This window comes from Asticcacaulis currens, assembly GCF_028550395.1.
In the GTDB taxonomy this organism is placed as follows: domain Bacteria; phylum Pseudomonadota; class Alphaproteobacteria; order Caulobacterales; family Caulobacteraceae; genus Asticcacaulis; species Asticcacaulis currens.
In genome coordinates this window covers 51194-63375 of record NZ_JAQQKW010000013.1, presented here as the reverse complement: position 1 = coordinate 63375, position 12182 = coordinate 51194, and the positions used below count along the sequence as shown (strand labels likewise).

Genomic DNA, 12182 nt, shown 5'->3' with positions numbered 1-12182 from the left:
TGTTTAGCCCATAAATTCCGGCAGCCACCGCTCATTGGCGGTTTTCAGTTCGTCTAAGGACAGCGACATCACGCCGGTCAGGCTGAGGTCCGAACCGCCCGCCACGCCGATGGTCAGGGCCGGGACGCCCGCTTCGGCGGCCTTGGCGAGCACCAGATGCGCCGACGCTTCGTCCACCGCGATCAGGTAGCGCGCCTGATCTTCGGCAAAGGCGAAGACGTGGTCTTCGAGGGCGGTGGAGTTTTTCAATTCGATACCGACGCCCGACGCCGAGGCCATGTCGAAGGCCGCCGGCAGGAGGCCACCGTCCGACAGGTCGTGCACGGCCTTGGCGGTTTTGGAGCGGATCAGGTCGCGCACGAAGTCGCCATTGCGCTTTTCGACGCTCAGATCGACCTTCGGCGGCGCCCCGGCTTCGATGCCGTGCACTTCACGCAGGTACAGAGACGAGCCCAGTTCGCCCGCCGTCTCGCCGATGAGGACCAGAACCTGACCGGCCTTCAGCGTGTGAAAACCGACGCGCTGGTCGTAGTCGGCCAGCAGGCCCACCGCGCCCACGGTCGGGGTCGGCGGGATGGCGACGCCATTGGTTTCGTTATACAGCGACACATTGCCCGAGACGACGGGGAAGTTCAGCTCGCGGCACGCTTCGGCCATGCCGTCGATGGCGCGCACGATCTGCCCCATGATCTTGGGGCGCTCCGGATTGCCGAAGTTCAGATTGTCGGTGATGGCGATGGGGTCGGCCCCTACGGCGGTCAGGTTGCGCCAGGCTTCGGCCACGGCCTGCTTGCCGCCCTCATAGGGGTTGGCCTTGACGTAGCGCGGCGTACAGTCCGAGGTGACGGCCAGCGCCTTCTTGGTGCCGTGGACGCGGACCATACCGGCGTCTGAACCAGTCGCTGAGTCGGCCAGGGTGTCGGCCATGACGTGACGGTCGTACTGTTCCCACAGCCAGCGCTTGGAGGCCATGTCGGGCGAGGCCAGAATCGTCAGCAAGGCATCGCCGACCGGGGCCGACGGCACCGACGCCAGCGGCGCTTCCATATCCGGTTCGACCCACGGGCGATCATACAGAGGCGCGTCGTCGCTCAGCGGGCCCAGCGGCAGGTCGCAGACGACCTCGCCCTTGTGCTTCAGAACGATATGGCCGGAGGTGTTGGTTTCGCCGATGACGGCGGCGTCGAGGCCCCACTTTTCAAAGATACGGTAGCCGTCGTTTTCGCGGCCCGGCTTGAGGATGGCCAGCATCCGCTCCTGCGACTCCGACAGCATCATCTCGTAGGCCGACATGTTGGCTTCGCGCTGCGGCACCTTGTCGAGGTCGAGCGTGATGCCGAGGCCGCCCTTACCGGCCATTTCAACCGACGAGGAGGTCAGGCCCGCGGCGCCCATGTCCTGAATGGCGGCAACGGCGCCTGACGCCATCAGCTCCAGCGTCGCTTCGATCAGCAGCTTTTCGGCAAAGGGGTCGCCCACCTGCACCGTGGGGCGCTTTTCCTCGGAGTCCTCGGAAAACTCGGCCGAGGACATGGTCGCGCCGTGAATGCCGTCGCGGCCGGTCTTGGAGCCGAAATAGACGACCGGCAGACCGGGTTCCGGCGCGGCGGAATAGAAGATCTTGTCGGCATCGGCCAAGCCCACGCACATGGCGTTAACGAGGCAGTTGCCGTTATAGCCCGCATGGAAGTTGGTTTCGCCGGCCACGGTCGGCACGCCGACGCAGTTGCCGTAACCGCCGATGCCCGCGACGACGCCTTCGACGATGCGTTTGGTTTTGGGGTGAGACGGCTCACCGAAGCGCAGGGCGTTTAGCAACGCCACCGGGCGCGCACCCATGGTGAAGACGTCACGCATGATACCGCCGACGCCCGTCGCCGCGCCCTGATAGGGTTCGATATAGGAGGGGTGGTTGTGGCTTTCCATCTTGAAGATGCAGGCCTGACCGTCGCCGATGTCGATGACCCCGGCGTTTTCACCCGGTCCGCAGATGACGCGCTCACCGGTCACCGGGAATTTGCGCAGGTGCATCCGCGAGGATTTGTACGAGCAGTGCTCCGACCACATGACCGAGAAGACGCCCAGTTCGACATAGTTGGGCTCGCGCCCCAGCCGGTCGAGGATGACCTGATATTCGTCGGGTTTCAGTCCGAACTCCGACGCATAGTCGGCCATGGACTTCTGGGTTTGGGCGGGGGCGGAGGATGTCGTGCTCATGGGCGCGCGTTTAGCGGATTCAGTGCGCCCTGTCAGCTATTATTGCCGGGCTCACTCGTAAATGAACGGAAATTTGGGGCGATCATCCGTCATGCACGACGTGTCCACGACGGGATCGGCCGTTTGCAGAAACTGCGCCATCATTTTTTGCGCGCAGGCGCTGCCCTGAACCGTATGCATCCGGTTGACGAAGGTGTAGTTGCGGCCATGGCTAAGGCGCTTGACGGCCTCATCTGACAACTCCGCCGGACAGCCGGCGTCGATATCCGCCGACAGCATCAGGGTCGGGATGTCACTGGTCAGGGGCTGGTTTTCCACCGCTGCGGCACTGCCCGTGGCGAAGGCCGGGCAAACCTCGAAGAAGCGCCGCGCATCGCGGGCGACGGACAGGGCGATCGGGTCGTTGCGGTCGGTGGCCTCAAGCGCCGCCGGGTCTTCAAAAGCAAACTCCTCACGGCACAGGGTGGTAAAGAACTGGCCCTCGGTATAGCCCGCCTGCACCTTCTTGAAGCGGTCCAGCGCGGCAAAATCCCCTTTCAGCAGATCGTCCATGGTCCGGGGCAGGCGGCGCGCCCCGCGATCGCTGTAGAGTTCATCGAGCAGGAAGGCGCCGACCTCATCCGCTGTATAGGTCTGGCCGTTATGGGTGACCGGCGCGTCCAGCCACTGTTTCAGGCGGGCATCGAAGCGCGCTTCCAGATCGGGGAAGCGCTGACGGCAGGTGGCATCGGCGCGGCAATAGGCCAGCACCTGACGCACTTCACGCGACACCAGACCGGGCAGGGGGGCGGTGGCATTGCCTTCCGGTGGCCAGGTCGAGGAAAGGATAACGCTACGCAAGCCTTCGGGGTCATGCTGCATGACGGCCATGGCCACCCGCGTGCCATAGGAGCCGCCGAACAGGTTATAGGTGGTGATATGCAGCGCCTGACGAAGGTCGCGGATGTCCTGAGCGATGACGGCGGAATGATATTGCGACGTGTCCACGCCTTTGGCGCGCCAGTGCAGGGCGCAGGCCTTCAGCACCTCGACGCCCGCCGCGCTGGTCACGCCAGCGTCGGACAGGGGCGCTTCGCCGCAATCCAGAGAGGGGGTCGATTGTCCGGTGCCGCGATGATCGAACAGGATCAGGTCGCGGTCGAGCGCGGTCTTGTCGCCCTTGGCGATATAGGGGGCGGCCTCGACAATATCACCGCCGGGGCCGCCGTGCAGATAGATTAGGGGATCGGGTTTTTTGTCCGGCGCGACGGCGCGGGCAATGACGACGGGAAAGCTGATGCGGCGGCCATTGCCGCTGCCGCGCGTCTCTTCGACGACCATATCGCCGCACTCGACGGTGCGGGTTGTGACGATGGTCTTGTAGGCGGCGGGGCAGGCCCTGGCATGATAGCCCAGCGGCAGATCGCTGGTCACCGGCGTGTCGGGGAAGCTGTCGGCCGAGGCGCACCCCGTCGTGAGGGCCAGAGCGGCCGAAATCCAGACCAGACCCGCGCGCATCGTCATGTAAAACCCCTTGTCTGACCGTCAGGGCCTGATGCCGGACGGTCGGACAAGGGGTTGCATTTGCAACCGTTTGTGTCAATCGGACTTTGCGTCAGGCCGCCTGAAGCACGCGCATCAGGCTGTGGAACAGCGGCGCGCCGTCGGCCGAGCCCAGCGCCGGTTCAAAGGCGCGGTCCGGGTGCGGCATCATGCCCAGCACATTGCCTTCGGTATTCATGATCCCGGCGATGTTATTGACCGAGCCATTGGGGTTTTCGACGTAACGGAACACGACCTGATGATTGTCTTCGATGGCTTTCAGCGTTTCGGCATCGGCGAAGAAGTTGCCGTCGCCATTGCCTTGCGTCATCCACACGCTCGACTTATCGCCATAGGCCGAGGTAAAGCGCGTGTTGCGATTTTCAATCGTCAGTTCAATGGGTTTGCAGACGTACTTAAGGCCGGCATTACGCATCAGCGCCCCCGGCAGCAGACCCGCTTCGCACAGGATCTGGAAGCCGTTGCAGATGCCGACGACCGAGACGCCGCGCTGCGCCGCCTTGACCACCTCAGCCATCACCGGCGACAGCGACGCCATCGCGCCGCAGCGCAGATAGTCGCCATAGGAGAAGCCGCCCGGCACGACGATGAGATCAAGGCCCGCGGGCAGGCTCGTGTCCTGATGCCACACCATGCTGACTTGGGCGCCGGTCGTCACCTCGACCGCCACCTTGCAGTCGCGGTCGCAATTGGAACCCGGAAAGACGAGGACGGCGGCTTTCATCTTAGGCGACCTCGATGCGGTAGGATTCGATGACCGTATTGGCCAGCAGCTTTTCGCACATGGACTTCACCTCGGCTTCGGCGGCGGCCTTGTCCGTGCTCTTCAGATCGAACTCCAGCACCTTGCCGACGCGGACATTGGCGACATCGCTCCAGCCAGCGGTGCCCGCCAGCCCGTTGAGTGCGCCTTCGACCGCCTTGCCCTGAACGTCGAGAACGCCCGCCTTGAGGAAGATATGAACCGTGGCTTTCATCTTTTCACTTCGTTTAAGAGAGTAAGCAAAAAGTCCACCGGAACCGATGGACTTCAGGGGGAGATTACTGCGCACCGCCCTCGATGACGCGGGGCATGTCCTTCATGATCCCAAGGCGCTTGGCGACCTCTGTATAGGACTCGATCACGTCGCCCAGATCGCGGCGGAAACGGTCCTTGTCCAGCTTTTCGCCCGACTGCGTGTCCCACAGACGGCACGAATCGGGGCTGATCTCGTCAGCGAGGATGACGCGCGAGAATTCGCCTTCGAACAGGCGGCCGAACTCGATCTTGAAATCGACCAGGGTGATGCCGACGGCGGCGAACATGCCGCACAGGAAGTCATTGACGCGCAGCGTCATGGCCAGAATGTCGTCGATTTCCTGTGTGGTGGCCCAGTTGAAGGCCGTGATGTGCTCTTCCGTAATCATGGGATCGCCCATCTCGTCGTTCTTATAGTAGAACTCGATGATGGAACGCGGCAGTTGCTGGCCTTCGGGCAGGTTGAAGCGCTTGGCCATCGAACCGGCGACGACATTGCGGCAGACGACTTCCAGCGGGATGATCTCGACTTCGCGGATCAGTTGTTCGCGTAAGGAGAGGCGCTTGATGAAGTGGTTTTGCACGCCGATCTGCGTCAGACGGGTCATCACGAACTCGCTGATGCGGTTGTTGATGACGCCCTTGCCTTCAAGCTGGGCCTTCTTCTCGCCGTTGAAGGCGGTGGCGTCGTCCTTGAAGTATTGGACCAGCGTACCGGGCTCAGGGCCTTCGTACAGGATCTTGGCCTTGCCTTCGTAAATCTTCTTGCGGCGGGTGGTCATGGCGCCATCTCCAGAAAGGGCAGCGCATGTGCAGACGTCGGAATAGTCAAACCGTCCGGGCCAGCCGGTGAGGGGTGTCGGGGAGGGTTTGAAAAGGGCGTCTGCCGCACGGCTGTGAAAGAGGCATCCCAAGGATGCGATTGGGTGCAGCCAATAATCAAAAACTTTTGTGATGTAAATGACGGTTTGTGTTGCGCGGGGTCATGGCGCGCATTAAAACCGAAAGGACAAGTGAGGTTTATCCCTATGACGACGTTTGATGACCGATCCAAAGGTTTCGAAGCGCAGTTCGCCCACAACGAAGAATTTGAATTCAAGGCTGTGGCGCGCCGTAACCGCATGATCGGCCTGTGGGCTGGCGAAAAGATGGGCCTGTCCGGCGACAATCTCGAAAACTACGCCAAGGCCGTGGTGCGCGCCGATTTCGAGCAGCCGGGCGAGGAAGACGTGATTCGCAAGGTGCTGGGTGACCTGACGGCCTCCAACATCCCGGTCCGCGAGACAGAGGTGCGAACCAAGGTGGTCGAGTTTCTGGCTCAGGCGCGCGAAGCTCTCAAAAACGAACAGTAAAAAACGACCAGTAAGATACGAACCCGGCTCACAAGGCCGGGTTTTTTAGTGCGGGGGAAAGATGAGACGGCTTATCGGATTTATCCTTTTGTCAGGCTTGGTGGTTTCGCCTGCCTTTGCGCTTCAGGTAGAAGGGCCTTTGTCTCCGGTTACAGCCGCCGATGTCAAACAGCATTCCGACTTCGCGCTTCGCAAGAAACATCCGAACGCCTACCTCTCGGACACAGGCGATTTTGATGGCGATGGTCGGGCTGATGAGGTTGGTTTCTACAAGAATGCCAAAGGCCAAGTCGTTGTCCTTATAAAACTTGGAAATGGCCTTATAGCTGGATTGCCCTCACAGTTATTGTCCTTGAGAAACGATATGCCTCGTGCGGGTGTCAAGACGGTCAAACCGGGCACCTATAAGACTGTATGCGGTAAAACATCAGGTCCAGATAATCAGTCCTGTCAGCCAGAAGTAACGACCAAGACCGATGCCTTCGAGGTGTTTACCTTCGAAGCCGGATCGGCCCTCTATATCTGGACAGGCGAAGAGTTTCGACCTTATGTGCTTAGCGATTAAACAAATCGCCCGGTGACCGCAAACCGTGGCGCGCCGGCATAGGCCGCCAGAGAGGCGACCGAGCGCGGCTGATCCCCGGCATAGAGGGCCAGATCGTTGAGGCGTGGCATGATACCGCCTTCAATATCGCCCGACGGCGAATGGAACAGGATCTGCCCGCCCCAGTCCGAGCGCCAGTCGTGCGTGAAGTTCCATTCAAAGGTCAGGGCGGCTTGTGCGTCCGTATGCATGGTGAAAAAGTCGCCGGGGCGGTAGCCAGTGGCGATCAGGCTTTGCAGTTTCAGCCCCGACAGGCCGGTCAGGTTTTCGCAGAAGGCCGCAAAGTCTGCTGACCACACAAGTTGCGCCAGCGCGAACAGTGGATGGTCTTCGCCCAGATTCATCAGCGCCTCTTTTGAGGTCAGGTCATAGCCGAGGTGCAGGAAACTTAAGCCCGTCTGGGCGCGTTCGGCGGCGGCGGCGAGGCGGTCCTGAATCTCCGACGGATTGAGCGTCTCAAGTTCGGTGCGCGAGATGATGTCCGGCTGGCCTTCGCTATCGACCAGATGCAGTTCCCACAGGGTCTGCTGCTCCAGCGCGTGATGAACGGCGTGGGCGTCCTCGTGCGACAGGGCCCCTTCGAGCCGGATGCGGCCCTTGCGCGTAAAACGGTCGCGGTAGCCGGCAAAGTCGAAAGCGTCGGTCAGAAGGGAAAGGGACATGGGGAACCTTTGGAAGGCCAGTCACAGGTAAGGACCCACCACCGCATCTCACTTGCGGTTCGTGCGGTCCCCCTCCTCAGCAAGCTGGGGAGGTATGATTTAACTACACCCCGAACACGCGGGCGAAGATCGTATCGACATGCTTGGTGTGGTAGCCGAGGTCGAAGAAGGGCTCAAGCTCTTCGCGGGTAAAGAATTTCGACACGTCCTCGTCGGCGCTGAGGAAGTCGAGGAAATTGCCTTCGCCGCGCCAGACGCGCATGGCGTTGCGCTGAACCGCCGAATAGCTGTCTTCGCGTGACATGCCCTTTTGCGTCAGGGCCAGCAGCACGCGCTGCGAGTGGACGAGGCCGCCCAGACGGTCGAGGTTCTTCTGCATGTTTTCCGGATAAACCATCAGGTTTTCCATAACGCCCGCCAGACGGCGCAGGGCAAAGTCCAGATGCACACAGGCGTCCGGTGCGATGCCGCGTTCGACCGAGGAGTGCGAAATATCGCGCTCGTGCCACAGGGCGACGTTTTCCATAGCCGGGACGACGGCCGAGCGCACCAGACGGGCCAGGCCGGTCAGGTTTTCGGTCAGGACGGGGTTGCGCTTGTGCGGCATGGCCGACGAACCCTTCTGCCCCTTGGAGAAAAATTCTTCGGCTTCCAGCACTTCGGTGCGTTGCAGGTGACGGATTTCCACGGCCAGACGCTCGATGGAGGAGGCCACGACGCCCAGCGCCGCGAAGAAGGCGGCGTGACGGTCGCGCGGGATGACCTGGGTCGAGACTGGCTCGACGCTCAGACCCATTTTTTCGGCTACATAGGCTTCGACTTCGGGAGAGACATTGGCGAAGGTCCCGACGGCACCGGAAATGGCGCAGGTCGAGATTTCCTCACGCGCGACCTCAAGACGCTTACGGGCGCGCACGAATTCGGCGTAGTAACCGGCCAGCTTCAGGCCAAACGTCACCGGTTCGGCATGGATGCCGTGCGAACGGCCGACCGTCGGGGTGAACTTGTGCTCAAGGGCGCGTTTTTTCAGCGCCGCCAGCACCAGATCGACGCCTTCGATCAGCAGATCAGCCGAGCGCTGAAGCTGAACCGCGAAACAGGTGTCGAGCACGTCCGAAGAGGTCATCCCCTGATGCAGGAAGCGCGCTTCCGGCCCGACGATTTCCGAGACGTGGGTCAGGAAGGCGATGACGTCGTGCTTCACCGTGCGCTCGATCTCGTCAATACGGTCCGCGTCGAATGACGCGTCCTTGCCTTTGGCCCACAGGGTTTCGGCGGCCTCGTTCGGGATGACCCCCAATTCCGCCATCTTGGTGGCGGCGTGGGCCTCGATTTCGAACCAGATCTTGTACTTGGTCGAAGGGTCCCAGATGGCGGCGGCGTCCTGACGGGAATAACGGGGGATCATGGCAAGGCCTTCGGTTGAGCAGACTCAGAAAATGCCCCCGCGTGATACGGGGCAGGCTTTCAATGTCAAGCTAAAACGGGCTGGACAGAGGTTGTGCCTGTGTTACCTCTTGGGAAAAGACAGCGCTGTCGTAAAATATTGAGAGGGAAAACTATGCGTATGGATGGCTTGAAGGCGGGTATATGGACCAGTTGTCTGCTCGCAGGTCTAATGACTAAGGCCATCGCGCAAACCTCTCCGATTTTGGTCGATGTCCGAGCTATTTCGGTTAATCAGACTGGCTTCCAGACAAATGGCGCGAAGACGGCTATCCTCGTGACGCCGGAAACGGACTGGATGAAATGGGAGCTACGTGATGCCACAGGTAAGGTGGTGGCGACGGGGCCAACCATTGAATTCGGGTCGGACCTTAGTTCGGGCCAGTCCGTTCACCGCATCGAATTTACGGGCTTCACTCAGCCGGGAAAAGGGTATGTACTCAACGTCGCAGGTCTAAAAAGCACGCCTTTCGACATTCGCGCCGATGTTTATCAATCATTGAAATACGACGCTCTGGCCTTCTTCTATCATCAGCGCGCCAGTGTGCCGATCGAGGCGAAATATGTCGGTGAGCGCTTCGCCCGGCCCGTAGCCCACGAAAAGGAGATCGTTACCTGCTGGGGCCCGAAGGATTATCGCGGCAATGACTGGGGCGGCTGTCCCTATACGCTCGATGTCTCGAAGGGCTGGTACGATGCGGGTGATCAGGGCAAGTATGTGGTCAATGGCGGTATCGCCGTCTGGACGCTGATGAACGCCTATGAGGTAGCGCAGGCGCGGGGCGACCGCAGCTTTGACGATGGCCGCGTCAAGATCCCCGAAGCGGGCAACGGCAGGAATGACCTGCTCGACGAAGTGCGCTTTGAGATGGACTTCCTGCTGGCCATGCAGGTGCCGGACGGCCAGACCCTGACCCTGCCCTTAGGAGATCAGCGCAAGTCTCTGGATAAACTCAAATTTACCCGCGTCGATGCATCGGGCATGGCCCATCACAAGATGCACGACGAACACTGGACCGCGGTGCCGACCCCGCCGCATCTCGATAAGGAAAAGCGTGGCCTCAGCTATCCTTCCACGGCGGCGACGCTCAATCTGGCGGCGACGGCGGCGCAGTGTGCGCGGGTCTTCAAGGGCGTGGACGATGCCTATGCCGACCGCTGTCTGAACGCGGCCAGAAAGGCCTATGCGGCGGCGAAGCGCGTGCCCGACGCCTACGCCATCGACGTCCTGCCGGGCGGCGGCGGGGGCTATGGTGACGGGCAACTGAGCGACGAATTCTATTGGGCGGCGGCGGAGCTTTATGCCACCACGGGCGAAGCGGCCTATGCCGACGCGGTGAAGGCCTCGCCACACTATCTGACCGCCACGGATTTCAGTTGGGGCAAGGTCGATACGCTGGGCACGCTCACATTGGCGACGGTGGATACGCCCCTGCGCCCGGCGGCGCGTCAGGCGGTGGTGGGCCGCGCAGCGGCAATGCGTGGTGAAACCGCCGGGCAGGGCTATCACATCGCTTTCCACAAGCCCTATGTCTGGGGCTCTACGGCGGATTTCATGAACCGCGCCCTGCTCTTCGCCCGCGCCGCCGACTTTAGCGGCGAGTTGGCCTATCGCACCGAAGCGGTCAATCTGATGGATTATGTTCTGGGTCGTAACCCGCTGAATTTCAGCTATGTTTCGGGATATGGCGAGCGCGCTATGCAGCACCCGCATCATCGTTTCTGGGCCAATGACGGCCAGTTGCCGCCGCCGCCGCCGGGCGTCATCGCCGGCGGGCCGAATCAAAACCCTTCCGACGCGGAGGCGGTGGCGCATCTCAAGGGCTGCGCACCACAGACCTGCTATGTGGACCGTATCGGCAGCTATTCGACCAATGAGGTGGCGGTCAACTGGAACGCGCCGCTCTTCTGGGTGGCGGCGTGGCTGGACGGCACGCGCAAGTAACAGGCTGTGATTGCGTTTAATTTTACCCGAAAGGCGCGAGTTGGGTTGGCGTGAGGGTTAATAAGGCGTTAAGGTTCCGGCGACTGATTTGTCTGTGAGGTGGCTGAGATGAGGAACTGGACGCTGAACACCGGTGCGTCGTTGCTGGCGCTGGCGGTTGTGGCGTGCGCCGCAGGGGCCGTGGCGGGCGAAGCCGCGACCCGGCCCGTGGTGAAACCGGTTTCGGGTTCGGTCCTGAAGGACACCCCGTCCGCTTATGGGGCTTCGGGGGCGCAGGGCGTCTATATGGGGGAAGCCAAGGCGCCGGTCGTCAGTCCGTCAGCCCGCCCGGGCGATTGCCCGGCCGGGGCGGTGGCGGGCGATCATCCGGACCTGCCGGCTTCGGTGGTTAAAGAGGCGCGGCCCAATCAGTGCTACACGCGCCTGATGAAGGCTCCGGTTCTGGAAGCCTATACCGAGCGGGAGATCGTCAAGCCCGAACGCTTTGAAACCTATACGGTGGAAGAAAAGTGGCGCTGGGCCGAACGTCAGGTGGTGGATAAGCCTGCATACGTCCGGCGTGAGGTGATCAAACCGGTCACGCGCACCGTGGTCGAAGACCGTGTGGTTCAGGAAGGGTACTGGTCCGAGGAGCCGGTGCCGCCCGTTTATGAAAAGCGCGTCGAAAGCGTCATGGTGCGCCCGGCGCGTCAGGAATGGGTGCGCTCGGAAGGCATTGCCACGGGGGCGGCTCTGGTGACGCCCGGCGATCATCAGCCGGTGCGTTATCGCGCCGACGGTATGCTGACCTGGCCCGGCAAGGACCCGGTGGTGATTCAGGGCGGGCCGGAGACGACGGAATATCTGCAAAAAGGCTCGGCCCAGACCGTGTGGTGCCTGAAAGAGGTGCCGGCGGAATACAGGCGCGTAGAGCGCCTTGTCGAGGTGGCACCTGCGACGGTGCGACGGGTCTGGGTCAAGCCGAAGATCGAAAAGGTCGAACGCGTCATCATCGAGCGCGAAGGAAAGGTGATCGAGGAGCCGGTCGCGGCCACGTATCGCACCGAAAAATATAAAGAAATTCTGTCTCCTGCCCGTACCGAGACGCGCCGGATCGAACCCGAATACCGCAATGTCGAAAAGACGCGCGTCGTCAAGGCGCCCGAACCCGTGTGGCGCGAGGTTCTGTGCGAACGCAACACCACGCCGGACAAGGTCAAGGCCATACAGATGGCGCTGAAACAGCGCGGCTATGATCCCGGTCCGGTCGATGGCACGCTGGGGACGAAGACCGTGGCGGCCATGCAGAAGTTTCAGGCCGATCAGGGCCTGCCGCAAGGCCAGATTTCGGTCGAGGCGGCTGAGGCCCTCGGTGTGAAGATACATTAGGTTGGGGAGGGCCGGTGCAGGGGGCACC

11 protein-coding genes are annotated in these 12182 nt (G+C 61.7%); 4 read left to right on the top strand and 7 right to left on the bottom strand.

Going from position 1 to position 12182, the window contains the following annotated elements:
- Positions 1-3: 3 nt before the first annotated feature.
- The 5 genes from purL to purC all read right to left on the bottom strand — a co-directional run bounded on the left by purL (position 4) and on the right by purC (position 5559).
- Complete coding sequence (gene purL / locus PQU94_RS16790) at positions 4-2217, bottom strand: phosphoribosylformylglycinamidine synthase subunit PurL (RefSeq protein WP_272742587.1); 2214 nt, start codon at positions 2215-2217, stop codon at positions 4-6.
- Between the two features lie 51 nt (positions 2218-2268).
- On the bottom strand, positions 2269-3720 hold the full coding sequence (locus PQU94_RS16785; protein WP_272742586.1) for an alpha/beta fold hydrolase: 1452 nt from the start codon (positions 3718-3720) through the stop codon (positions 2269-2271).
- Between the two features lie 91 nt (positions 3721-3811).
- Complete coding sequence (purQ, locus tag PQU94_RS16780; protein ID WP_272742585.1) at positions 3812-4483, bottom strand: phosphoribosylformylglycinamidine synthase subunit PurQ; 672 nt, start codon at positions 4481-4483, stop codon at positions 3812-3814.
- Position 4484: 1 nt separating this feature from the next.
- The gene (gene purS / locus PQU94_RS16775; RefSeq protein WP_272742584.1) at positions 4485-4736 is read right to left on the bottom strand and encodes a phosphoribosylformylglycinamidine synthase subunit PurS; all 252 of its coding nucleotides are present in this window, start codon (positions 4734-4736) and stop codon (positions 4485-4487) included.
- Positions 4737-4800: 64 nt separating this feature from the next.
- The gene (gene purC / locus PQU94_RS16770) at positions 4801-5559 is read right to left on the bottom strand and encodes a phosphoribosylaminoimidazolesuccinocarboxamide synthase (protein ID WP_272742583.1); all 759 of its coding nucleotides are present in this window, start codon (positions 5557-5559) and stop codon (positions 4801-4803) included.
- Between the two features lie 246 nt (positions 5560-5805).
- On the opposite strand from purC, the gene PQU94_RS16765 reads away from it, so the two are divergent.
- Positions 5806-6129 carry a DUF1476 domain-containing protein gene (locus PQU94_RS16765; protein ID WP_013480523.1) on the top strand — a complete coding sequence of 108 codons (324 nt, stop codon included), beginning with the start codon at positions 5806-5808 and terminating at the stop codon, positions 6127-6129.
- A 61-nt stretch (positions 6130-6190) separates the two neighbouring features.
- The gene (locus PQU94_RS16760) at positions 6191-6694 is read left to right on the top strand and encodes a hypothetical protein (RefSeq protein ID WP_272742582.1); all 504 of its coding nucleotides are present in this window, start codon (positions 6191-6193) and stop codon (positions 6692-6694) included.
- On the opposite strand, the gene PQU94_RS16755 is transcribed toward PQU94_RS16760, so the two are convergent.
- Together PQU94_RS16755 and purB are read right to left on the bottom strand one after the other, a co-directional pair.
- The gene (locus PQU94_RS16755; protein ID WP_272742581.1) at positions 6691-7395 is read right to left on the bottom strand and encodes a 2OG-Fe(II) oxygenase family protein; all 705 of its coding nucleotides are present in this window, start codon (positions 7393-7395) and stop codon (positions 6691-6693) included. The two genes, PQU94_RS16760 and PQU94_RS16755, sit on opposite strands and share 4 nt — an antisense overlap.
- A gap of 103 nt (positions 7396-7498) precedes the next feature.
- A complete protein-coding gene (gene purB / locus PQU94_RS16750) occupies positions 7499-8803 on the bottom strand; it encodes an adenylosuccinate lyase (protein ID WP_272742580.1) in 1305 nt (434 codons plus the stop codon).
- 210 nt (positions 8804-9013) lie between these two features.
- Here purB and PQU94_RS16745 point away from each other — a divergent pair, with 210 nt between their 5' ends.
- Both PQU94_RS16745 and PQU94_RS16740 read left to right on the top strand, forming a co-directional pair.
- On the top strand, positions 9014-10786 hold the full coding sequence (locus PQU94_RS16745; protein WP_272742579.1) for a glycoside hydrolase family 9 protein: 1773 nt from the start codon (positions 9014-9016) through the stop codon (positions 10784-10786).
- Positions 10787-10894: 108 nt separating this feature from the next.
- Positions 10895-12154: a peptidoglycan-binding domain-containing protein gene (locus PQU94_RS16740; protein ID WP_272742578.1), complete on the top strand. Its 1260-nt coding sequence runs from the start codon at positions 10895-10897 to the stop codon at positions 12152-12154.
- The last annotated feature ends 28 nt before the right edge of the window (positions 12155-12182 follow it).